Source organism: Rouxiella sp. T17 (genome assembly GCF_036663475.1).
Classification (GTDB): Bacteria; Pseudomonadota; Gammaproteobacteria; order Enterobacterales; family Enterobacteriaceae; genus Rouxiella.
On sequence record NZ_JAWUEA010000041.1, the window covers coordinates 1 to 23,591 of the forward strand.

General features: G+C 51.9%; 23 protein-coding genes and 2 tRNA genes. 10 read left to right on the plus strand and 15 right to left on the minus strand.

From position 1 onward, the window contains the following. Nucleotides 1-2 precede the first annotated feature (2 nt). From SC206_RS19290 to SC206_RS19300, 3 genes are all read right to left on the minus strand, one after another. Nucleotides 3-76: transfer RNA gene (locus tag SC206_RS19290), tRNA-Val, on the minus strand. 76 nt (nt 77-152) lie between these two features. Beyond that, nucleotides 153-229: transfer RNA gene (locus SC206_RS19295), tRNA-Val, on the minus strand. Between the two features lie 271 nt (nt 230-500). After that, nucleotides 501-1,874: an MATE family efflux transporter gene (locus tag SC206_RS19300; RefSeq protein WP_332739862.1), complete on the minus strand. Its 1,374-nt coding sequence runs from the start codon at nt 1,872-1,874 to the stop codon at nt 501-503. Between the two features lie 343 nt (nt 1,875-2,217). Between SC206_RS19300 and SC206_RS19305 the strand changes: the two genes are divergently transcribed. Further along, nucleotides 2,218-2,883: a riboflavin synthase subunit alpha gene (locus SC206_RS19305; RefSeq protein WP_332739864.1), complete on the plus strand. Its 666-nt coding sequence runs from the start codon at nt 2,218-2,220 to the stop codon at nt 2,881-2,883. A gap of 113 nt (nt 2,884-2,996) precedes the next feature. On the opposite strand, the gene cfa is transcribed toward SC206_RS19305, so the two are convergent. Further along, entirely contained in the window at nt 2,997-4,148 is a 1,152-nt protein-coding gene (gene cfa, locus SC206_RS19310; protein ID WP_332739866.1) for a cyclopropane fatty acyl phospholipid synthase, read from the minus strand. Between the two features lie 379 nt (nt 4,149-4,527). Continuing rightward, nucleotides 4,528-5,724 (minus strand): purine nucleoside transporter PunC, encoded by a 1,197-nt coding sequence (punC, locus tag SC206_RS19315; protein ID WP_332739870.1) that lies wholly within the window; start codon nt 5,722-5,724, stop codon nt 4,528-4,530. Between the two features lie 200 nt (nt 5,725-5,924). Between punC and punR the strand changes: the two genes are divergently transcribed. Continuing rightward, entirely contained in the window at nt 5,925-6,827 is a 903-nt protein-coding gene (gene punR, locus SC206_RS19320; protein WP_332739872.1) for a DNA-binding transcriptional activator PunR, read from the plus strand. Between the two features lie 80 nt (nt 6,828-6,907). Here the strand turns inward: punR and purR are convergent, their stop codons facing one another. Together purR and SC206_RS19330 are read right to left on the minus strand one after the other, a co-directional pair. Next, the gene (purR, locus tag SC206_RS19325; protein WP_332739874.1) at nt 6,908-7,933 is read right to left on the minus strand and encodes an HTH-type transcriptional repressor PurR; all 1,026 of its coding nucleotides are present in this window, start codon (nt 7,931-7,933) and stop codon (nt 6,908-6,910) included. Nucleotides 7,934-8,380: 447 nt separating this feature from the next. After that, nucleotides 8,381-9,253, minus strand: coding sequence for a C40 family peptidase (locus SC206_RS19330; protein ID WP_332739876.1), 873 nt, complete (start codon nt 9,251-9,253; stop codon nt 8,381-8,383). Nucleotides 9,254-9,719: 466 nt separating this feature from the next. Between SC206_RS19330 and SC206_RS19335 the strand changes: the two genes are divergently transcribed. Continuing rightward, nucleotides 9,720-10,070 carry a Grx4 family monothiol glutaredoxin gene (locus tag SC206_RS19335; protein ID WP_332739878.1) on the plus strand — a complete coding sequence of 117 codons (351 nt, stop codon included), beginning with the start codon at nt 9,720-9,722 and terminating at the stop codon, nt 10,068-10,070. Between the two features lie 104 nt (nt 10,071-10,174). Here SC206_RS19335 and rnt read toward each other — a convergent pair whose 3' ends face one another. From rnt to SC206_RS19350, 3 genes are all read right to left on the minus strand, one after another. Next, on the minus strand, nt 10,175-10,846 hold the full coding sequence (rnt, locus tag SC206_RS19340) for a ribonuclease T (RefSeq protein WP_332739880.1): 672 nt from the start codon (nt 10,844-10,846) through the stop codon (nt 10,175-10,177). A 124-nt stretch (nt 10,847-10,970) separates the two neighbouring features. After that, nucleotides 10,971-11,378, minus strand: a complete 408-nt coding sequence (gene gloA / locus SC206_RS19345) for a lactoylglutathione lyase (protein WP_332739881.1) — start codon at nt 11,376-11,378, stop codon at nt 10,971-10,973. Nucleotides 11,379-11,501: 123 nt separating this feature from the next. After that, entirely contained in the window at nt 11,502-12,593 is a 1,092-nt protein-coding gene (locus tag SC206_RS19350) for an alkene reductase (protein WP_332739883.1), read from the minus strand. Nucleotides 12,594-12,812: 219 nt separating this feature from the next. On the opposite strand from SC206_RS19350, the gene SC206_RS19355 reads away from it, so the two are divergent. Then, complete coding sequence (locus tag SC206_RS19355; protein WP_332739885.1) at nt 12,813-13,052, plus strand: DUF1289 domain-containing protein; 240 nt, start codon at nt 12,813-12,815, stop codon at nt 13,050-13,052. An 11-nt stretch (nt 13,053-13,063) separates the two neighbouring features. Here SC206_RS19355 and SC206_RS19360 read toward each other — a convergent pair whose 3' ends face one another. From SC206_RS19360 to SC206_RS19370, 3 genes are all read right to left on the minus strand, one after another. Further along, entirely contained in the window at nt 13,064-15,115 is a 2,052-nt protein-coding gene (locus SC206_RS19360) for an FUSC family protein (RefSeq protein WP_332739887.1), read from the minus strand. 76 nt (nt 15,116-15,191) lie between these two features. Beyond that, nucleotides 15,192-16,049 carry an HlyD family secretion protein gene (locus tag SC206_RS19365; protein WP_332739889.1) on the minus strand — a complete coding sequence of 286 codons (858 nt, stop codon included), beginning with the start codon at nt 16,047-16,049 and terminating at the stop codon, nt 15,192-15,194. Nucleotides 16,050-16,052: 3 nt separating this feature from the next. Further along, on the minus strand, nt 16,053-16,298 hold the full coding sequence (locus tag SC206_RS19370; RefSeq protein WP_332739891.1) for a DUF1656 domain-containing protein: 246 nt from the start codon (nt 16,296-16,298) through the stop codon (nt 16,053-16,055). 192 nt (nt 16,299-16,490) lie between these two features. On the opposite strand from SC206_RS19370, the gene slyA reads away from it, so the two are divergent. Continuing rightward, a complete protein-coding gene (gene slyA, locus SC206_RS19375) occupies nt 16,491-16,925 on the plus strand; it encodes a transcriptional regulator SlyA (protein ID WP_332739893.1) in 435 nt (144 codons plus the stop codon). Nucleotides 16,926-17,162: 237 nt separating this feature from the next. On the opposite strand, the gene SC206_RS19380 is transcribed toward slyA, so the two are convergent. Then, complete coding sequence (locus tag SC206_RS19380) at nt 17,163-17,636, minus strand: glycine zipper 2TM domain-containing protein (protein ID WP_332739895.1); 474 nt, start codon at nt 17,634-17,636, stop codon at nt 17,163-17,165. A 272-nt stretch (nt 17,637-17,908) separates the two neighbouring features. On the opposite strand from SC206_RS19380, the gene anmK reads away from it, so the two are divergent. The 5 genes from anmK to pdxY all read left to right on the plus strand — a co-directional run bounded on the left by anmK (nt 17,909) and on the right by pdxY (nt 22,771). After that, a complete protein-coding gene (gene anmK / locus SC206_RS19385; RefSeq protein WP_332740343.1) occupies nt 17,909-19,033 on the plus strand; it encodes an anhydro-N-acetylmuramic acid kinase in 1,125 nt (374 codons plus the stop codon). A 32-nt stretch (nt 19,034-19,065) separates the two neighbouring features. Beyond that, nucleotides 19,066-19,410 (plus strand): MliC family protein, encoded by a 345-nt coding sequence (locus SC206_RS19390; protein WP_332739897.1) that lies wholly within the window; start codon nt 19,066-19,068, stop codon nt 19,408-19,410. Nucleotides 19,411-19,637: 227 nt separating this feature from the next. Next, entirely contained in the window at nt 19,638-20,315 is a 678-nt protein-coding gene (pdxH, locus tag SC206_RS19395) for a pyridoxamine 5'-phosphate oxidase (protein ID WP_332739899.1), read from the plus strand. 151 nt (nt 20,316-20,466) lie between these two features. Next, the gene (gene tyrS / locus SC206_RS19400) at nt 20,467-21,741 is read left to right on the plus strand and encodes a tyrosine--tRNA ligase (RefSeq protein WP_332739901.1); all 1,275 of its coding nucleotides are present in this window, start codon (nt 20,467-20,469) and stop codon (nt 21,739-21,741) included. A gap of 169 nt (nt 21,742-21,910) precedes the next feature. Next, a complete protein-coding gene (gene pdxY, locus SC206_RS19405; protein ID WP_332739903.1) occupies nt 21,911-22,771 on the plus strand; it encodes a pyridoxal kinase PdxY in 861 nt (286 codons plus the stop codon). Between the two features lie 192 nt (nt 22,772-22,963). Here the strand turns inward: pdxY and gstA are convergent, their stop codons facing one another. Further along, nucleotides 22,964-23,572 (minus strand): glutathione transferase GstA, encoded by a 609-nt coding sequence (gene gstA / locus SC206_RS19410; RefSeq protein ID WP_332739905.1) that lies wholly within the window; start codon nt 23,570-23,572, stop codon nt 22,964-22,966. Between the last annotated feature and the right edge of the window lie 19 nt (nt 23,573-23,591).

Here is a 23,591-nt window from a genome sequence, read left to right on the forward strand (position 1 = left end):
GGTGCGTCCGAGTGGACTCGAACCACCGACCCCCACCATGTCAAGGTGGTGCTCTAACCAACTGAGCTACGGACGCACATCAAAATGCAATTTACTGCGAGTCATGATTTAGTTTGAAATCATTAACTTTTAAATCAATAGCTTTCGAGATTTGGTGCGTCCGAGTGGACTCGAACCACCGACCCCCACCATGTCAAGGTGGTGCTCTAACCAACTGAGCTACGGACGCATCGTTATCCCTGTCTGCCAGTGCTGGCAGCGGGGACGAATATTAACGACCTACCCGATGACTGGCAAGGGAAAAAATGCATTTTCATGACATATTGCATCTGATTGCTGCGCTAACGCTCATTCCGTTGATTTTTTGGTCATTAATGACGCTAGGAACACGGATTACTGATGGGGAAAAATGAAAACCTGAACGAAACAAAACGAAAGAAAAGGAAAGTGATCAGGCTGGGAGAAGATTATCATCTGTCACCCAGCCTGATTAATAAGGCTTAACGCCCGGCGCGCTGTAAAATCGAAAATGATGACTGTTTCTGCAACCAGCGCATGCGAAATGACATCATGGTCGCCGCGAACGTCAGGCCGATAATAAATCCGCACCAGAAGCCGCTAGGCCCCATCGCGGGCACCAGATAATCCGTCAATGCCAACAAATAGCCGATTGGTAGCCCCAAAATCCAATACGCCGTGAAGGTGATGTAGAAAATCGAGCGCGTGTCTTTATAACCTCGCAGCACCCCGCTGCTAATCACCTGAATGGCATCGGAAATTTGGAAAATCGCCGCAAACAGCATCAGATGCGAGGCCAAACTCACCACCTCGGGGCTGTCGTTATACAGCAGCGCAATTTTTTCACGTAACAGCACCACCGCCGTGGCGATAAAGCAGGCCATCACCACCCCCGTGGCAATGCTGGTGTAAGCCGAAACCTGCGCCGCCTGCGGATTAGACTCGCCTAGCCGCGAACCTACGCGAATGGTGGCCGCGACGCTCAAAGAAAGCGGCACCACAAACATCAGCGAGCCGACGTTAAGGGCAATTTGATGACTCGCGACCGCCACAATTCCGAGCGGCGAAACCAGCAGCGCAACGACGGCAAACAGCGTGACTTCAAAGAAAAGTGCCAACGCAACGGGCAGGCCCAACTGGGTCAGACGTTTGAGCACGGCCCAATCAGGCTTGGCAAACGACTGGGTCGGCACAATATCTTTCAGCCAGAACGCGCGTTTGGTGTAAATGCGCATCATGATAAACATCACCCAATAAACGGTGCCGGTTGCTACGCCACAGCCCACGCCGCCCAGCGCAGGCGCGCCAAACTTGCCATAAATAAAGATGTAGTTAACCGGAATATTGACCAGCAGCCCGATAAAGCCGAACACCATGCCCGGCTTGGTTTTCGACAGGCCTTCGCACTGGTCACGTAATACCTGGAAGAACAGATAGCCCGGCGCGCCCCACATAATCGCCCGCAGATAGCCAATGGCTTTCTCTTTAAGCAGCGGATCGATGTTGTGCATCAGGCCAATCATCAGGTCGCAATTATAGATAACCACCATCACCAGCAGCGAAACGCCACCGGCCAGCCAGAAACCTTGCTGCACCTGATCGCCGATTTTGTCACGTCGTCCGGCGCCGTTTAAATGGGCAACGGTCGGGGTGAGGGCCAGCAGCAGGCCGTGTCCAAATAAAATCGCCGGTAACCAAATCGAGGTCCCGACGGCAACCGCAGCCATATCGGTCGCGCTCACCGATCCTGCCATTATGGTGTCGACAACACCCATTGCTGTTTGCGCAATCTGGGCAAGAATAACGGGGATAGCGAGAGCCAATAAACTACGCGCTTCTGTAAGGTACTTCTGCACGCATTACACCTTTTATAGTCATTAATAATTAATAAGCGGAACCGTCACTCAGCGGCGACGTTATTTCCAGAGGGTTTCATTATCTTTCAATCAACGCTCTGTGTTGTAAACAGAGGGAACCTATTCTAAATAAATAGAACATAACGGAAAATTGCTGAAAGATTGTACCTTGTCATGCAGGTTAAGCCAATCGCATGCTTAAGTGTCATGCAATCTTCATCTGGAAACATTTTATACCGCGCAGCACGTTTGGACCCGTATTGAATTTGGCTTTCGTGAGGAAGTACGGCAAACTTATTAGCATCATCTGAAGTAATTAAATTGAATTTGCGAGGCGCGCGTTATGTTTACCGGAATTGTGCAGGGCAAAGGCACGCTAGTGTCCATCGACGAAAAACCTAATTTCAGAACCCACGTGGTGAAATTGCCGGCCGAACTGCTGCCGAATCTGGCGCTGGGCGCTTCCGTGGCCCACAACGGCTGCTGCCTGACGGTGACCAAAGTTGAAGACGATCTGGTGAGCTTTGATCTGATTAAAGAGACGCTGCGACTGACCAATCTGGGCGAACTTCAGATTGGTGATGAAATTAATATTGAACGTGCAGCCCGTTTTGATGACGAAATTGGCGGACATTTGATGTCAGGCCACATTGTTTGTACGGCAGAAGTACAAAAGATTTTAACTTCAGAAAATAATCGTCAAATCTGGTTCCGCCTGCCGCATCCTGATTACATGAAATATATTCTGCATAAAGGTTACGTGGGCATCGATGGCATCAGTTTGACCGTCGGCGAAGTCACGCCAACGCGTTTTTGCGTACATTTAATTCCTGAAACGCTGGAGCGCACCACGCTTGGCAATAAACGTCTCGGCGACAAGATTAATATCGAGATTGACCCGCAAACTCAGGCCATTGTCGATACCGTAGAGCGGGTGCTTGCCAGCCGTGAAGCAGCACAGGCCGCCGCCGCCGCGCTGGCCGAGCAGCAACATCACGACGCTGAGTGATAAAAAAGAGCCAATAAAAAGCCGAGGGCAATTAACGTCGCCTTCGGCTTTTTTGTTGCAGCAGCTAATGTGTAGAACCCAAATAAATAAAAAAAGCTAGTTAAAACTTAGGTTTAACGCGGCACGCGGATCCCGCCTTCAACGCCGTTCGGACTCAATACTACCTGCCAAAGCTGAATGTCGCGCGCGCGGAATGCCCCGGCGCAGGCGTTCAGATAGTAGGAGAACATCCGGTAAAAGCGGCTTGAATAGTTATCGGCAATCGTAGGCCAGGCTTGCAGGAAACGCTCATACCAGGCCATCAGCGTGTGGTCGTAATCCGAGCCAATATTGTGCCAGTCTTCCATGACGAACAACCCTTCGGTGTATTGAGCAATATGCTTAACCGACGGCAGACAGCCGTTAGGGAAAATATATTTATCAATCCACGGATCGACGTTGAGATCGGTTTTATTGGCGCCGATGGTGTGCAGCAGGAACAGGCCGTCGGGCTTGAGATTGTGTTTAACCACGTTGAAATAGGTCTGATAGTTTTTCGGACCCACATGCTCGAACATGCCGACCGACACGATGCGATCAAACTGGTCGTCGAGGTCGCGATAATCCTGTAACAGGATAGTCACGTCGAGACCTTCGCAGCGTTGCTGAGCCATTTTTTGCTGTTCGGCCGAAATAGTCACGCCGAAAACGCTCACGCCATAGTTGCGCGCGGCATATTCCGCTAATCCACCCCAGCCACAGCCGATGTCGAGCAGGCGCTGACCCGGTTGCAGTTGCAGTTTATCGCAAATCATTTTCAGCTTGGCTTCCTGCGCTTGTTCAAGCGTGGTGGCGTCTTTCCAATAGCCGCAGGAATATTGCATGTAGGGGTCGAGCATTTTACTGAACAGATCGTTACCGAGGTCGTAATGTTCTTTACCGACGATCCAGGCACGTTTTCTGGATTGAAGGTTGGTCAGTCTTGCTGCTGCAATGCGAAGGGTGTCCTTTAAATGATGCGGAAGTTTGCTCTCAAGGCCAGCGGCAACAACGCGTTGGAAGAAAATGTCGAGTCTTTCACATTCCCACCAGCCGTCCATGTAGCTTTCACCCAAACCGAGCGAACCTTCCTGCAGGACACGTTTAAAAAAATCGGGATTTTTTACGGTAATGTCAAAAGGGCGGGAACCATTAACCTCGATGCCAGCCATTCTTAACATTTCGCTTGCGATGCGGTACCACTGATTGTCTTGAATACTTAGATCTTCTACGCACGATGTACTCATAGCTTCTCCATCACTTTTCTCTTCTGACTTATTAACCAGCCAACTTATTTAACCAGCCAAGTTATTTAACCCATTAACAAATAGGAACGCCTGGCAGATCTAATGAGAACAGACGAAAGGATCCGTCTTGCCTGATATACGACTATGAACAGAGGAAAATACGAAGGACACCTGACGGTTTAACGCCACGGTGAAACATCCTTGTACTATTAATGTGACGCGATGCCCGCGCCCAAAAGTTGCTTGTGATAAAAGTTTTGTAAAAGTGTTATTTTATTTTGTTGAATTGAGTATAAGCTCGCCTGCCAGCATTCTCAATATTAAATATTCGCAGGCGCACCTATTGTTCAACTCACTGTTTGCTATGATTTTTTAGCAGTCAATTAGCATGCTTTGCTTCTGGATGTCTGGACTTCTGTTTTGCCACTTTCTTCGTCAATCTATATCCCAATACCATTAATCCTACCGTCGATAACATCACTGTGACCGTCGCCAGCAAAGGTTGGGCAATAAATGTCGAGACCAGCATGCTGGCAATAAAACATAATCCTAATTGCAGAGTATTTTGCAGCGCGGCAGCCTTGCCGGTATTTGCCGGGAAGGGCATCAATGCGTTCGCCACCACAATCGGATAACAGGCACCGTTCATGAAAGCCATAAAGCAGAACGGAATCAGCAAGGCTAATAATGGCGCCGTGGTGAGTGTGGCAATCAGGAATAATGAAATAACGCTGACCGCATAGCCCACTAATAGCCAAGGCAGCAGGCGAGCGCCATCAATTTTGCCGATAAGCGCGCGACATCCATAACCGCCGAGTAAAAATGCAATCGTTTGAGGCACATAGCTTAAACCAATGGCCGATGCGCCATAGCCCATTTCACCCAGAATAAAGGGTGAGCCGGTCAGCCAGGCAAAGAAACCCGCCGAGCTGGCGGCGTAAATCAATACGTTACCGCTATAGACCGGCGAGGCTAACATGCTGCCGATCCCACTTTGTGATGAATTTTTTTGCCCGCTTGCTTTACGCGTTTCTTTTAAGGTCAGCGTGAAGAACAGCAGCAACGCGCCCAGAACTAACAGCAGGGCGAAAATCACGCGCCAGTTAAAGTGATTCAAAACCCAGGCACCGACCAGTGGGGCAAGCGCGGGGGAAAGCGCGACCAGCGGCATGATGCTGGCAAAAGTGCGTTTGGCAACCTGCGCGGAATAGCGGTCAACCACCAGCGCCTGCCAGCTTACCGCCGCCGCACAAACGCCCACGGCCTGCACGAAACGCAGCGCCAGCAGCAGCTCGGTGCTTTGCACCCAAATCATGCCGAGACAGCCGAAGGTAAACAGCCCCAAACCCGCCAGCAGGATAGGTTTCCGACCAAACTTGTCTGACAATGGCCCCCAAATCAGCTGCGCGGCCGCAAAACCCGCTAGAAAAACGCTCAGGCTCGAGCTAATTGCGCCGGGCGAGGCATCAAGGCTTTCTTGCATATAACCGAAGGCCGGCAGATACATGTCGGTGGCCAAAAATCCGAGCATGCTCAGACCCGCCAAATAAAGTAAAAATCCAAATGAAGGTTTCATGATGTTCTCTTGTAATGCGTAAACGTAGCCAAAACTGTTGTAGGGACAGAATTTGGGAGTGAATGTGCTAAAAGCGAAAAGTTAAGAGCGCGCAGTTTATCTGCTTGGCGCGGCGGTTGTGAAACGCTAATATTTGCACCATCGATTCAAAAATTTTGAAAGCAGAGGGCGGCCTTTTCAGGCGTCGCGAGGAACCGGTTATGTGGTCAGAATATTCACTGGAAGTCGTCGACGCCGTCGCGCGGAACGGCAGCTTTACCGCGGCGGCTCAAGAGCTGAATCGCGTGCCCTCGGCGATCAGTTATCAGGTGCGCCAGCTTGAAGAATGGCTGGCGGTGCCGCTGTTCGAAAGGCGGCATCGCGACGTGGAATTAACCCCTTCAGGGCGGCTTTTCGTTGAAGAAGCGCGGGTGCTTATCAAAAAAATGCTCTCAACCCGGCGTCAGTGTCAGCAGATTGCCAACGGCTGGAGCGGACAGCTGCGCGTGGCGGTGGATCGCATCGTTAAACCGGCGCGCGTGCGCCAGCTGGTGGTGGATTTTTACCGCGCCTTTCCCGATACGGAGCTGCTCATTCAGGGCGAAGTTTTTAACGGCGTGTGGGACGCGCTGGCCGACGATCGCGCCGACGTGGCGATTGGCGCGACCAGCGCGGTGCCGGTGGGCGGGCGTTTTAGCTTCCGAGATATGGGCACCTTGCCGTGGCATTGTGTAGTCAGCGCCGAACATCCGTTGGCACAGCTTAAGCTGGCGCTTAACGATGACGCGCTTCGCCCTTATCCTGCGCTGTGTATTGAAGATACTTCAAGAAATCTGCCTAAGCGCGACACCTGGACACTCGATAACCAGCGCCGTTTAGTGGTGCCGGACTGGACCTGTGCCATCGATTGCCTGTGTGAAGGGCTGTGTGTCGGCATGCTGCCCGTTCACATGGTGGAAACGTGGATTGCAAAACAGCAGCTGGCGGTGCTCGATTTAGCCAGTGGTTTTCCGGAAAGCCCGTGTTGCCTGACGTGGGATCAGCGCAATCACTCTCCGGCACTGGATTGGCTGCTCAATTATTTGGGCGACAGCGAGACGTTAAATAAAGAGTGGTTGCGGTAGGCTGTTCCGTATAAAAAGGCTTTAAATAAAAAAAACGCCTACAAGGTAGGCGTTTAGGGGGTTAATCTGATAAATAACTTTTAACGACGATAGTCGATAAACGGACCATCGACCACAGAGCGTCTTTCTACCAGCTTCGGTTTCACTTCAATGGTCTGCTGAATCTCGCGTTTGCTGATGATTCTGTCGAGCAACATGGTGAAAGCCATTTCGCCCAGTCGCTCTTTCGGCTGGTGGACGGTGGTTAACGCCGGTGAGAAATAACGCGCGTTGCGCACGTTGTCATAGCCAATCACCGAAATGTCCTGTGGAACGCGCAGGCCCATTTCGTCGGCGGCGCAAATCGCGCCCATTGCCATAACGTCACCACCACAGAAAATCGCCGTCGGCCGCTGCTTCTGATTCAAGATCTTTTGCATCGCCTGATAACCGGACTCTGGCTCGAAATCGCCCTGAACGACCCATTCATCGCGCACGGCAATGTTGGCTTCGTTCATGGCTTTTAAAAATCCGCGATAACGACCGCCGCCGGTGTTGCGATTAAGCTGGCCCGGAATAGCGCCAATGTCGCGGTGACCGCGTTCGATCAAATAACGGCCCGCCAGATAACCGCCTTCAAAGGCGTTATCAATAATCGAGTCGGTAAAATCGTTTTTCGCCTCGCCCCAATCCATGACAACCATGGGAATCGAACGATACTCTTCGAGCATCGCCAGCAGCTCGGCAGGATATTCTGCGCACATGACCAGCAGGCCATCGACGCGTTTTTGCGCCAGCATCTGCAAATAGGCTTTTTGCTTTTCAAAATCATTGTGCGAGTTGCACAAAATCAGGGTGTAACCCTTGGCAAAGCAGCTATTTTCAACCGCTTCAATCACTTCGGCAAAGTAGGGCGCCTCGCTTGAGGTTGCCAGCAGGCCGATAGTCTTGGTGTTGTTAACCTTCAGGCTGCGCGCGACGGCACTCGGCGAATAGTGCAGATCTTTAATGGCAGCGCGGACAGCGGCTTTGGTTTCTTCGGCGACGAAACGGGTTTTATTGATGACGTGCGACACGGTTGTAGTCGAAACACCAGCGCGCTTAGCGACATCTTTGATCGTGGCCATGTAAAAATCACTCCTGAACTAACCCTTTTCAGCACGTTAGTTTTTTGTTAATCGTTTGCCTGCGTGCATTCCACTGCTCAAATCATTTTAGGCAGTCGAATCGTTGGGGAGTTTCAGGAAGGCCTGAAAGAAGCGTCGGACAGCTAAGACCGGGCACACAGCGTGGTAACCGCTAATTTTCTCTTATATCGTTATAAAGGGAAAGCCAAATTTGTGCTTTCCCTTTAACTTGATGCGCAAATTGGCCTATTTAAGAGTTTTGTTGCGCAATAAAACCAAAGCAGGCGGCGCTAAAAGTGAAAAGGGCGATTTCCTATTAAAGAAATCGCCCTTGTCTATTTTCTTTCTGCGCCCGCTTTAGCCATATTGCCTGTTAGGGCTGGAAGGCGATTCGGGGTAAACCATTCGTTAAATGCTATTCACAGGTGTTAAGCGAGAAATCATTATTTAACGAATCGTTTTTGGCGTCATCACTCGGCGAGCACCAACATAATGGTCTTGCCAGTAGTTATCGGCCAGATAACTGATTTTGATGTCTTCACCAGTACGTGGCGACTGAATAAATTTGCCGTTACCGACATAAACGCCTACGTGGTCCGCTGCGCCGCGCTTGGAAATACGGAAGAAGACTAAATCTCCGGATTCAAGCTCACCGCGAGCAATAGGGGCTGCGTCGCGTAAATGGTACATCTCGTTGGCGGTACGTGGCATCTTGATACGCATTAAATCTTTATACGCGTAATAGACCAGACCACTGCAATCGAAACCGGTATTTGGCGAGGTTCCGCCCCAGCGATAAGGTTTGCCGACCTGGTGCATCAGCTTGTTCATCGCGGTTTCTTTAGCGTGCAAATACTTTTTCTTGTGTGCGGCGCTCAAAGTCAGCGGGGCACAGGTATCGGCTTTGGCTTTATGCTTTCGATGTCGGCCATAGCTCTTTTTCGTTTCTGTCGCGCACAACACGTTAGTGGTGGAGGCAACAGAACGGGTAATAGAAGTTATCTCTTTCTTCGGCTTTTCGGCTTTGTTTCTTACCAGCTTGGTGCTGATAGGATGTTGATGAGCAATTTTGCTCTTCGCCTGCACGCGGGTTTTACTTTTGCCGTGTTCTTTCGCTTTAGTCTGCTCTTTAACGGGAACCGTTTTCGTCTTTTTACTGCTTCGGGCGACGACCTTTCGCTTTCGTCGCTCATCAGGTTTTGCCTGATTAATATGTTTTTCCGCCTGCTGCACGGAAACACGACTGCTTGGCGAAGCATGCGCCAAATTTAAAAAGAGCTGGGTAAACAGCAGCACAAAAAGCGTAAACATTAAACGCATGGCGTCGCTACCAATATTAGGCCGAAGTTAAACATCAAAAGATGTCCCAGTATTCCCCAAAAGCGGGAGACAAAACAGCACGAATTGCTTCGATTCTAATTCATATTGTGAGAAAAAGTTAATAACTTTTTTTTCGGCTGAAATATGAACTATGATGCTGCAAAATTAACCGAGATTCAGGGGCTTATACCGACGTTACCAAAAAGATCCCGTCAGGATCCTTTGGGTTAAAGTCACAGAATAAAAATGTTATTCTATTTGAATCTTTAGTTTTGCACTGTTTTGGCAATCAGGGATACTATCACCGACATTACCGTGATGCATTAACTTACGCGATAAAGACCCTGCAAAAAATAGCGTTTTTATCCGCGAGCTGCCATCGTTACAATGGCAGACAGTTGATCAGGTTTTCCCTGGATTGAGTAATGACCGTGACAGCCAATTAATGGCTTGAGGAAGCAAGAAAATGACCACTACTATTGAAAAAATTCAGCAGCAGGTTTCCGAAAACCCAATCCTGCTTTACATGAAAGGCTCACCAAAGCTGCCAAGCTGCGGCTTCTCTGCTCAGGCCGTTCAGGCGCTGTCAGCCTGCGGCGAGCGTTTTGCCTACGTTGATATCCTGCTGAACCCGGATATCCGCGCAGAAATGCCAAAATTCGCCAACTGGCCAACCTTCCCGCAGCTGTGGGTAGACGGTGAGCTGGTCGGTGGCTGTGATATCGTGATCGAAATGTATCAGCGCGGCGAACTGCAGCAGCTGATCAAAGAGACGGCCGAGAAGTACAAGACCAACGAAGAACAGCAGCCAGAATAAGCATTCCTCCCTTTTTAGGGGAATGCTTCAAGGCAAAACAAAAGAGCGGCATCGATATTCGATAGCCGCTCTTTTTTTATTGTTTTAAGCCGTGCTTTTAGTCGTTATTCAGCGTTGGCGTCGATTTCATCTTCATCTGCGGCGATAGGCAGTGGCCAGCCACCCAAACGTTTCCAGCGATTGACCAGCTCGCAGAATAAATGCGCGGTCTGCTCGGTGTCATACAGCGCGGAGTGCGCCTGTGAACTGTCGAACGGCATGCCCGCTGCAATGCAGGCTTTGGCCAGCACGGTTTGACCCAGCACCAATCCGCTCAGCGCGGCGGTATCAAAAGTGGCAAACGGGTGGAAAGGGTTACGTTTCAAGCCCGCACGTTCGGCGGCGGCCATCAGGAAGCTGTGATCAAAGTTGGCATTGTGCGCCACGATAATTGCGCGGTTGCAGTCCTGCTCCTTCATACCCTTGCGGATCCCCTTGAAAATCGCATGCAGCGCGTCATATTCGCTGACCGCGCCACGCAGCGGATTGGTCGGATCGATGCCGTTGAACGCCAGCGCTTCAGGATGCAGGATCGACCCTTCAAAAGGCTCGACGTGGAAATGCAGCGTTTCATCGTTTTGCAGCCAGCCTTCGTCGTCCATTTTTAACGTGACGGCGGCTATTTCGAGCAGGGCATCAGTCTGGGAATTAAACCCGGCGGTTTCTACATCTATTACCACAGGATAAAACCCGCGGAAACGACCTTTCAGGGCGTTAACGTCACTTTTTTCAGCCATTGTTATCTTATCTTTAAACGAATTCAGCGCGCATTATGGCAAAAATTCCGGCCAGATGCAGGAAGGAGTGGAAAAAGAAAAAAGGGCGCAGGAGATGCGCCCTTGAGTCCAACAATCCGCAGACTTAGTTGCCCAAGCCGTGACCGACGTGTTCGGACTGGATCAGTTCGATTTTGTAACCGTCTGGATCTTCAACGAAAGCGATAATAGTGGAACCGCCTTTTACCGGACCCGCTTCACGCACGACGCTGCCGCCGGCTTTACGAATGTCTTCGCAGGTTTGCGCAACGTCATCAACGCCCAGCGCCAAGTGACCAAACGCGGTGCCGTGATCGTAGCTGTCAACGCCGTAGTTGTAGGTCAGCTCGATGACTGCGCCTTTGCTTTCGTCTTCATAGCCGACGAAGGTCAAATCGTATTTGTATTCTTCATTCTTGCTGGTGCGCAAAACGCGCATGCCAAGGATTTCGGTGTAAAACTTCACTGAGCGTGGCATGTCGCCAACGCGGATCATGGTATGGAGTAAACGCATAATATCCTCTGTTTCTCATTTAATTCTATTGATACTAGACTAGCGCAATGAGGCGGCTTTGTCTGTACGCGACCGGCCAACTGCACAGTCTGTAAGCATCCGCCTCATTGCCAATCGGCTTCTTTATAAAGTAGGATAATCCGTGTAACCCTGCGCGCCGCCGCCGTAGAAGGTTTCTGGCTGTGGTTCGTTCAATGGCGCATGGCTTTTCAGGCGCTCAACCAAATCCGGGTTGGCAATGTAGCTGCGACCAAAGGCCACGGCGTCGATGTAACCCTTGTCGATCAACTCTTCGCCTTTCTCGGCGGTGTAAGCACCCGCGCCCACGATGACGCCTTTATAATGCTCGCGGATTAACTTGCGGAACGCTTCGGTATACGATTTACCGCCTGCCCAGTCTGGCTCTGAAATGTGCAGATAAGCCAGATTACGCTTGTTCAGCTCGTCGAGCAGGTAAACGGCGGCCGCTTCCTGATCGTCGCCATTGTCCAAACCATTAAACGGACCCATCGGCGAAATACGAATACCCACGCGATCGGCACCAATTTCGGCCACGGCGGCATCGACCACTTCCAGCGTCAGGCGAGAACGGTTTTCGACGCTGCCGCCGTAATTATCTTCGCGCTGGTTAGAGGCCGGAGAGAGGAACTGGTGCAGCAGGTAGCCGTGCGCCGCGTGCAACTCGATATAGTCGAAATCGGCGTCACGTGAATGGGCAGCGGCAACGCGGAAATCATTAACAATGCCCGCTATTTCAGCGGTTTCCAGCGCGCGAGGCGTTGAACACTCTTCGCGAACCGGATTGCCGTTGGCATCACGCAGGCTGGTACGTGTACCGGCAGCAATGGCCGACGGTGCGACAGGTGCCTGATTGTCTGGCTGCAAGCTGGTGTGCGAAATACGGCCCACGTGCCACAGCTGCACGGCAATATTTCCGCCTTTGGCATGTACGCCCGCGACGATTTTTTTCCACGCGGCAATCTGCTCCGGCGTGTGCAGGCCCGGCGCGCCGGCATAGCCTTTGGCCTGGAAAGAGATCTGCGTCGCTTCGGTAATCAGCAGGCCGGAGCTGTGGCGCTGCGCGTAATATTCGCCCATCAGCGGAGTAGGAATGTCGCCCGGCTCGATGCTGCGAAGACGCGTCAACGGCGCCATAAAGACGCGATTTGGCAAGGTCTTGTGACCGACAACGATCGGCGTAAACAGTGTAGACATGTTTTGATATTCCCTGAAAATGAGTGGAGCCAATTATTAGCTGACTGCATTTACGGTAATAGACCGATCTCTCCTGGTCAATGTAGCGAGGCCGTCCACCGCTCATTTTGCTACGTCGGGCAGCGGGTTTTTTGCGGAGTTAGACTAAAATAAAGGCAATAAGAGAGGTTGGCTGTTTATTGGCGATTTGGCTTGGTGATAACAAAGGTGGGAGGTTCGGTGGCGCAGCAGCTTGAGTTTTTTGATATTCCCAGTCCATGCCGCAACCTGTGTGAGCTGGACCCGAAAGGCTATTGTCGCGGCTGTTTTCGCAGCCGACAGGAACGTTTTGAATGGAACGGCATGAATAACGCCGAAAAACGCCACGTGCTGCATCTTTGCCATCAACGCTATTTACGCTTCTCCCGCGCCGCCAAAGCAAATGATGAAACCCCGCCAGAGCAGCCTTCACTGTTTTGATCGGCTAAACGTTAAGCCGGTTTGGGCGCAGAAGGCGCTGGATTGGCCGCCACGTCTTCGATATTTATCGCCGATTGCAGCTGCGACAGCGAGCAATAAAGCCGCCAGATTACCCCCGCCAACTCGCGCGCCGACGCATCCGGATGGGTTGAAAGCACGTCGCTAATTCGCTGTAACTCCGCCAGACTGGCATCCAGCTTCGGATGACTGACGCCACGCTCGGTCATTATTCCCTTGAGACAGTGAATACAGACGTCGCGCACTTTAGCCAGCGGATTGGAGCGCGATTCCCAATCCCTGAGCTGCCACACAATGTGACTACAGTTGAGCAGCACCACGCCCCAGCGCAGCAGCCAGGTGCGCGAAAGCTGATCTTTACTCTGATTCAGCTGGTTAACGCGATAGTAAATCAGCGACTCAAACTGTAAATGCGACAGCTGCGGGCGACGGCTGAGCTGGTCGATAAAATCGCGACGCAGCGCGCGGATTAGACGACGACTTTTACGGCTGTCGGAACTTGGGCGCAGCACCTGAAAGAACAGGCCGGCCAGCATCACGCCCGCGACTTTCGCCAGTCCATCGTTAATAAAAGATTGATAATCGTAGGTCGGCGGATTGGTCACCGCCAAAAAGGAGCCGCCGAATACGATTAGCTGTCCCCACAGCGCGGCGTAGCGTTTGTACTGCAATTTGCACAGCTGCATGCTGGCTAACAGCGGCAGTAAAAAGGCGCAAAACAGCCAGAAATCATTGATCTGCACCATCAGCCCAAACTTGATAATAAAACAGCCAATAAACAGGAAAATCAGCGATTTAGTGAGCAGCGTGATGCTGTTAATCGGCGACGCGGTGGAGGAGTAGAGCACGCAACCAATCGCCGCCAGCGTCACGCCCGACGCGCCCGAATCCCATTGCGTGTTTATCCAGTAAGCACAGGCCAGCACGATACACAGAAAAGTGCGCAGCCCGCTGTAGGCGGCCTCGTAAGTGTCGGCATGGCGGGTTAATCGACTGACTTTTGGCGCTTGCAGCTGTTCGGCAGCCACCAGATTGGCGTTTTCGACGCGCTGCAACAGCCGTTCGGTGCGCAGAAAAAGCCAGCAAAAATCGCGCAAGCGCAGCCAAAAAGCGTGATGACGATAATCGGCGGGATCCGTCGGCTTGAGCTGATACAGCAGCTGCGCCAGCTGATATTTGTTGGTTTCAGGGTCGCGAAGCTGCTCGAGCAGGGCGGCGAGCAGTGAATTAAGGTTCTCGGGCTGATTGGGCCAGTTGAGCATCATCCGCCGCAAACTGGAGATATAACTGGTCAGCCGCAGCTGCTGGTGGAGCAAATAGTTGAGCACGTTATTTTGCTGACGCAGCCGGTAATGACTCCAAAACGCCTGAATTCGCAGCAGATTTAGCGTCAGAATCTGGTTAATCACGCCCTCGTGCGAGACGCGAATTTGATTATTCACCTCGCTGCGCCACAGCAGCTGCGCGTGTTCCAACAGCTGAACGTGCATTTTACGCAGTGAAGTGAGCAGCGCGTCGCCGTCGGAGGTGCTGGGCAGCACCATCATCATGAATGCGCCGCACAGTATGCCGGTAATCACTTCACAGACGCGAGCCTGAGCAATATCAAAAATGGTTGTAGTATCAGTGACATCGACAGTAGAAAAAGCAATGATCGCCGCCGTGTAACCCGCCAGTGCGAAGGCGTAGGAGACATTATTTTGATACAGGTTGGAGACGTAAGTACAAACGCCAAGCCAGGCGGCGATCGACAGTGTGAACAGCCACGGGTCGTTCAGGCCGTGACCGGCAATCAGCACGGCGGCGCTCGCCCCAAGCAGGCTGCCAAAAACGCGGCCAATACTTTTGCTTATCACCCCGCCGACGGTCGGAAAGCTGACGACCGCCGCCGACGTCAGCGCCCAGTAAGGCTCATCGAGCTCGAGTACAAAAGCAATCCACAGCGCCAGACACATGGCAATGGCATTACGCAGGGCGTAGCGCCACTGCGCAGGCGTCGATTTCCCCCACAGCGTATTTTTCCATTCAAGCCACGAAAGATTCACGCCACGCCCTCAACTTATGATCACTTTAATGATTTACCGAAACTGAATCTGAAACTGAAACTGATAACGACCGAATTTAATAGTGGATCGAAATCGTACAGGTTGTGCCCGCGACCAGCACCAGATTGGCAGGCAGGCTGTCGATTTTAATGCGCACCGGCACGCGCTGCGCCAGCCTTACCCAAGGCACGTTGGGTTTAACGTCCAGCAGCAGGCCCGTCGAACTCTCGACGCTTTGGTCATAAATGGCCCGCCCCACGCTTTCAACCTGACCTTTCAGCGGCACATTGCCGTCGTACAACACGATATCTGCCGGGCTGCCGACGTGAATATGTTTAAGCTTGGTTTCTTCAAAATATCCCAGCACGTAGAACGAATGCGCGTCGACCAGCGCCACCAACGGCGTGCCGCTGCTGGCATAGTTGCCTTTACGGGCATTAAGGTTTGTGATGTAACCGTCTGTCGGCGCTACGATTTTTGTTTTACTGAGATTCCAGCGCGCCTGTTCCAGCGTCGCTTTGGAGGCTTCCAGCATGGCTTTCATCGACTTGGCTTCGAGCACTGCCTGATCGAGTGATTCGCTGGAAATCACCTCGCGGCCCAGTTTTTGACGTCGCTGCGCTTCATGATTGGCCTTATCAAGATCGGCCTGCGCTTTATCGACCGAAGCCTGCGCATTATCAACGGCTATCTGGAAGGGAACGGCGTCGAGGGTAAACAGCACCTCTCCGGCATGAACGTACTGATTATCATGCACGGTAATATCGGTAATTCGCCCTGAAACTTCCGGCGTGATATCTACCAGCTCGGCGCGAACTTTTCCATCGCGGGTCCAGGGAGACTGCATGTAATAATTCCACGTCCACCAACCTGCACATAATGCGACGGCGACAACGGCGAGAGTCGAAAAGTATTTTAGGGTTTTAAATTTCATTGTTTACTCATTCACAATCTTCACGATGAAAAGCAACGCCGCGCATATCGATATGACAAATATAGATAAATCCATCAAAGTTGGATGCCAGATTTCACCGGAATAGATCCAATTGCGTAATAAATGATGAATTATCAGCCAAAAAAAGAGTCCAAGTAAAAAAGCTTTAAAGATAGGTGGGAAATAAAGGGAAGCACCCAATACTAAATCAGGGAGAAAGGGTCCAGAATGAAACATTTGGGCAATCACAATATTAATCTCTGCATCGTGTTGTGTTATAAATAACCGGCATTCTGAATGCATTTTTGCATTTGGGGTACACGTCTCAGATTAATTGTATTCGGCGTTACATGTTTAGCATGTAAATTTACGATTAAATTCACCATAACTAAGCTAAACTCTGGGGAGTTATCTTAGCATGCTAATTATAAGGAGGGTGCATTGGAATCGAACCTCGGCTCAGATCTCGCACGTTTAGTTCGTGTTTGGCGTGCATTAATCGACGAACGGCTCAAGCCGCTGCAACTCACGCAAACGCATTGGGTGACCTTGCATAACATCAATATTTTGCCTCCTGAACAGTCACAAATTCAGCTGGCGAAAGCGATTGGTATCGAACAGCCGTCACTGGTGAGAACGCTGGATCAACTGGAAGAGAAAAAGCTGATTACCCGTCAAACCTGTGCCAGCGATCGTCGTGCCAAACGTATTAAACTGACTGAAGAAGCCGCGCCAATAATCAATCGTATGGAAACGGTGATTGACGATACGCGTCAGGAGATTCTGTCGGGGATTTCATCGACAGATATTAAGCACTTGCTCGACATGTTGGCCAGATTGGAAAAAAATATTGCTGCCTTGCAAAACAAACCATAACAAGATTGGCAACGCTCGTTGCCGAGGGCCATCATGGCCGCGCGCGATTAACGTTTTTTGCTTTTTGCTGCAAAGACAGCAAATTTTAGTGGCTAAACCAGGCGATCTTTAACGCGATATCAACGTAAAGAACAGTTTGAATAAAAAAAATCGGAACCCTGTATAAGGATTCCGATTTTTTTTGGCCCAAGCTTTGTTCAAACAGCAAAGTTACTCGGGCCGAAAAGTCAGGGCAGCTTAGACGCTTGGCGAAACGGTTACGGTACTGCCGCTGCTTGCCATGCTGACGCGCTGACCCACGTAGTATTTGGTGTTGCTGTCGGCTTTCTGTACCACCATGATGGTGTTGCCGTCATCTTTACGAATCTGCAACTCTACGCCGTTTGAACGATTGAGCGCGCTGGAGACGCCTTGACCCGCCAGACCCCCGGCAACCGCACCACCGGCCGTTGCGAGGCTGCGACCCGCGCCGCCGCCGATCGTGTTACCCAGGAAACCACCCAGCACTGCACCACCGATTGCCCCGATGATGTTGTTCTCATCGCCGCCCTGAATCTGTACCGGACGTACAGAAACCAGCGTGCCGTAAGAGACATTCTGCACCTGTTTCGCCTGCGACGCCGAGTAGACGTTGCCCGAGAGATTGTTGTCGCTAACACAGCCAGCGAGGGTTGTGCCGACCAGAGCCACGATGAAAATACGCTTGATCATATAAAACTCCTGTTTATTTACACGCCAACGCCCGTGAGCATTCGACGTTTGAAATCGGGACCCAGTTCAACATCACTGTTGAACCTGTCAGCTACTATGATAGCTCAAACTGGTCATCATCTTATCGACCTGCCCATCAACTAATAATAAACGTTGATTTAATTTGTCAGATTATCAGAAAAATAACCTGTCGAAACCATTTCTCTGTGACCTACTGTTCAATTACCCTTTAGCCATGACGGATTTTTTCGCAGGAGTTTAAGATGTTATCGATGAAGTCGGGCCGTTATATCGGCGTGATGTCAGGCACCAGTCTGGACGGGGTCGATGTCGTGCTCGCAGCAATAGATGAAAGAATGGTGGCCCAGCAGGCCAGCTATTTGCATCCGATCCCTGCTGCTATCAAACAGGCGGTGCTCGACATGTGTCAGGGACAGGCGGTAACGCTGGCGCAGGTGGGCGAGCTTGATGCGCTGTTAGGCAATCTTTTCGCCGACGCGGTCGCGGGTTTGCTGGAAAAGGCGGGCATCGAGCCGGAAGAGGTGACGGCGATCGGCTGCCACGGCCAGACTGTCTGGCATCAGCCGAAAGGTGACACGCCTTTCTCCATGCAGCTTGGCGACAATAACCGACTCGCGGCGAAAACAGGCATTACCACCATCGGCGATTTTCGTCGTCGCGACATCGCGTGGGGCGGACAGGGCGCGCCGCTGGTGCCCGCGTTTCATCAGGCGTTGCTGGCGCATCCGGTGGAGCGGCGAATTATTTTGAATATCGGCGGCATCGCCAACCTTTCCCTGCTGTTACCGAATCAGCCCGTGCGCGGTTTTGATACCGGTCCGGGCAACATGTTGATGGACGGCTGGATAAACCAGCATCTCGGCCAGCCTTACGATAAAAATGCCGAATGGGCCTGTCAGGGCCAGATAAATTTGGCGCTGTTGCAGCATATGATTGCCGACCCTTATTTTGCCGAACCTGCGCCGAAGAGCACGGGCCGCGAATATTTCAATCAGGCCTGGCTCGACCGCCAACTGAGCGCGTTTGCCGAACTCACGCCGCAGGACGTGCAGGCCACGCTCGCCGAGCTGACCGCCGTCACCATTGCCGAGCAGGTTTTGCTGGCGGGCGGCTGCGATCGGCTGCTGGTGTGTGGCGGCGGCGCGCGGAATCCGCTGGTCATGGCGCGCCTGTCGGCCTTGCTGGCGGGCACCGAAGTCAGTCCAACCGATGCGTTTGGCGTGAGCGGCGATGACATGGAAGCTCTGGCTTTTGCCTGGCTCGCCTTCCGCACGCTGTCTGGCCAGCCCGGAAATCTGCCGTCGGTCACCGGCGCGAGCCGCGAAACCGTGCTCGGTGCGATTTATCCGGTTTTTTCAAACGGCTCGCGGCAATAAGTTAGGATAGAAATAAACAGGATGAAAAACTCATGCAAACTCGTGTTAAAACCTCGGTGAAAACCACCTTTATCGCGCTCGCCGGCCTTGCGCTGTCGGGCTGTAGCCTGCTTGATCATCACTCGGCCCAGCCGCAGTCCAATATTGTGCCGCTGCATTATCAGTGCGGCACCACGCCGCTGACGGTCAATCTCGACAAGTCGGCGAAACAGGTCAGCCTGATTCTCGACGGTGTTCAGCTCAAGCTGCCACAGGTTGAAGCCGCATCGGGCACCCGCTACAGCGACGGCCGCTATACCTTCTGGTCCAAAGGGCAGAGCGCGTTGGTTCAGCGTGGCGACGATGTGATCATCGACGATTGTGACCTTCATTCTTGAAACTACAGCTGCGTTGGCTGCTCTTACTCACCCCAGTCACTTACTCATGTAAGCTCTTGGGGATTCGTGCGTTTGCCGCCTTGTTGTAGTCCCAATTATTTTGGTCACGACTTTCTTAATGAAAATTCATGAAAAATGGATTTGAATTTATGCTCTTGAGATTATTGTTATCTTTTAGCTATGAGAGCAGAATGATCCCATCCTTTATTAACGCGTGATGATTCTATATGTCTGAAAAGAATGAATTTGATGTTGCAGACTTGCGACGGGAATATATTCGGGGCGGCCTGCGACGCAAGGATTTAACCGATGCGCCGCTGCCGCTGTTCGAGCATTGGCTCAAGCAGGCCTGCGAGGCGAAACTGCCGGATCCGACCGCGATGTGTGTTGCCACAGTCGATGAAAACGGTCAGCCTTTCCAGCGTATCGTGCTGCTAAAACATTATGACGAGCAGGGGATGGTGTTCTTCACCAACCTGGGCAGTCGCAAGGCGCAGCAGCTGGCCAATAATCCGCGTATCAGCCTGCTGTTTCCGTGGCACATGCTCGACCGTCAGGTCATCGTGCTGGGCAAAGCCGAGCGTTTGCCAACTCTCGACGTGATGAAATATTTCACCAGCCGTCCAAAAGATAGCCAAATCGGGGCCTGGGTTTCTCAACAGTCGACCCGTATTTCGGCGCGCGGCGTATTGGAGGCAAAATTCCTCGAGCTGAAGCAGAAATTTAGTCAGGGCGAAGTGCCGCTGCCAAGTTTCTGGGGTGGATTCCGCGTTAAATTCGATTCAATGGAATTCTGGCAGGGTGGCGAACATCGCCTGCATGACCGCTTTATTTATCAGCGCGAGAGTGCAGACGAGGCAAACGGCAGCGCAACTGGCTGGAAAATAGACCGTTTGGCGCCTTAGGCCGCTAAAAGTTGTCTGAAATCCTAGCGCTCGCCTCGCGGGCGCTTTATTCTATAGGCCTTGCAAATTCGTGGGCCGCATTCCCCTTTGTTCCCCCGATTTTGACTAAATCTTCCCGATAAATGATTTTCCGGAATTAATGGAGTTTTTAATGGCAAGCAGCAACTTGATTCAACAATTGCAGGAGCGGGGGCTTATCGCCCAGGTAACGGACGAAAAAGCGTTGGCAGAGCGACTGGCGCAAGGGCCAATTGCACTGTATTGCGGTTTCGATCCTACCGCTGACAGCCTGCACTTGGGCCATCTGGTGCCTTTGCTGTGCCTGAAACGTTTCCAGCTGGAAGGTCACAAGCCGGTTGCACTGGTGGGCGGCGCGACCGGCCTTATCGGCGATCCGAGCTTTAAAGCGACCGAACGCAAGCTGAACACCAGCGATACCGTCAACGAATGGGTTGAAAAAATCCGTCATCAGGTATCACCGTTCCTCGATTTCAACTGCGGCGCGAGCAGCGCGATCACTGCCAACAACTACGACTGGTTTGGCGGCATGAACGTGCTGACCTTCCTGCGTGATATCGGCAAACACTTTTCCGTTAATCAGATGATTAACAAAGAAGCCGTTAAGCAGCGCCTGAATCGTGACGACAGCGGCATTTCGTTCACCGAATTCTCCTACAATCTGCTGCAAGGCTACGATTTTGCGTCGCTGTATGACCTGCATCAGGTTGAGCTGCAAATCGGCGGTTCCGACCAGTGGGGCAATATCACCTCGGGTATCGACTTAACCCGCCGTATGCACCAGAAGCAGGTATTCGGCCTGACCGTTCCACTGATCACCAAAGCTGACGGCACCAAATTCGGTAAAACCGAAGGCGGCGCGGTGTGGCTGGATCCGAAGAAAACCAGTCCGTACAAGTTCTACCAGTTCTGGATCAACACCGCCGACGCCGACGTTTATCGCTTCCTGAAATTCTTCACCTTTATGGAAATCGAAGAGATTAATGCGCTGGAAGAAGAAGATAAAAACAGCGGCAAGGCACCGCGCGCGCAGTATGTGCTGGCCGAGCTGGTAACCGGCATGGTTCACGGCGAAGAAGGTCTGACCGCGGCGCGTCGTATTACCGACAGCCTGTTCTCGGGTTCTTTGAGCGACATGACCGAGGCCGATTTGGCCCAGCTGGCGCAAGACGGCATGCCGACCATCGAGCTGGAAGACGGTGCCGACCTGCAACACGCGTTAGTGACTGCCGAGCTGGAACCTTCTCGTGGCCGTGCGCGCACCGCGATCACCTCCAACGCGATCAGTTTGAATGGTGAAAAGCAGAGCGATCCTGAATTCAAATTCAGCGCCGACGATCGCCTGTTTGATCGCTTTACGCTGATGCGTCGTGGCAAGAAAAACTACTCTTTGATCGTCTGGAAATAACTGTCGTCTAGAAATAACAGTCGTCTGGAACTCACTGTTTTAGCGCTTTTTATTTACGCTAAACAGCCAGCCTCTAAACCGCTGACGGAGCGAATTATTCTCCGTCAGCTTTTTCGTCTCCCCGTTGCGCCATCTTGCTTGCAGATGACGTCGCCATCGGACCCTCAGCATGAAAAATATTCTCTCGATTCAATCCCACACCGTTTTTGGTCACGCGGGTAACAGCGCCGCCGAATTTCCTATGCGCCGCATGGGCGCAAACGTTTGGCCGTTGAATACCGTGCAGTTTTCCAACCATACGCAGTACGGCCACTGGACCGGCTGCGTGATGCCCGCCAGTCACTTAACCGACATCGCGCGCGGCATCGCCGAAATTGGTCGCCTCAAAGATTGTAGCGCCGTATTGAGTGGTTATATCGGCTCGGCGGAGCAGGGCGAGCACATCTTGCAGATTGTCAGTCAGGTGAAAGCCGCCAATCCCGACGCCTGGTATTTTTGCGATCCGGTCATGGGCCATCCTGAAAAAGGCTGTATCGTGGCGCCGGGCGTGGCGGAGTTTCACTGCAAGCAGGCGCTGATCGCCTGTGACATTATCGCGCCGAACCTGCTCGAGCTGGAGATGCTGTCAGGCCACACGGTGACCAACGTTGAAGAATCAGTGATTGCTGCCCGTGAGCTGATTGCCAAAGGGCCGAAAATCGTCTTGATCAAGCATTTGAGCCGCGCGGGTTATCACAGCGATCGCTTTGAAATGCTGCTGGTGACCGCCGACGAAGCCTGGCACATTCATCGTCCGCTGGTGGATTTCGGCGTGCGTCAGCCCGTTGGCGTGGGTGATTTAACCAGTGGTTTGCTGTTGGTGGATCTGCTGAAGGGCGAGGCGTTGGATAAGGCGCTGGAGCACGTCACGGCGGCGGTTTACGACGTGATGCTGACCACCCATTCGATGGGCGAATACGAGCTGCAAGTGGTGGCCGCGCAGGATAAAATCGTTAATCCGAGCCAGCATTTCCCGGCCGTTAAGCTGTAGTTCGACAAGTTAAATCCAGTTTGAATGGGTAAATTCAGTTCGAACGGGTAAATTCAGTACGACCTCGTAATATTGAGCTCAGTAAAAACTTTCTCTCCGCCAAATCGCGCGGAGAGAAGTTATCCTCTTGAAAGCAAAAAAGGCTTTTTCAGCCTTGATTCGAATCAATTATTCGAATCAACTATCATAAAACTACTGCTTTAATCCTTCAGCCATCAACGCCGCGTCTACCGCAGGTCTTGAGGCGACCCTTTCTTTATATTCGCTCAACGCCTGTAATCCCGACAGATCAAATTTCAACACTTTTGCCCACGTCAGCATGGTAAACAGGTAAGCATCGGCCACGCTAAATCGGCTGCCAAGCAGAAAATGTTTATCTTCAAGCGATTGATTAACGAAGGCGAATTTGCGCATTAATCCTTCACGGGTGAAGGTTTTAAAGTCGTCGGGGGTTTTGGAATTAAACAGCGTGCTCAGACTACGGTGCAGTTCGGTGCCGATATAATTCAGCCATTCCAGCGCGTGATAACGGGCCGGCGTGCCGAAATCGGGCAGCAGCTGGCGATCGGGCTTTTGATCGGCAATATATTGCACAATCACCGGCCCTTCGGTCAGCAGCGTACCGTCGTCAAGCACTAACGCCGGAACCTGGCCTTTGGGATTAATTTGCAGATAATCCTCATCGAGCTCGGTTTTTTTGGTCGACAGATTGACGGCGGTGAGCGTGAAGTCTAAATCGGCCTCGCGCAGAACGATGTGGGGAGAGAGTGAACAGGCACCGGCTTTATAATACAGTTTCATAATACCTCCGTCTGATAGG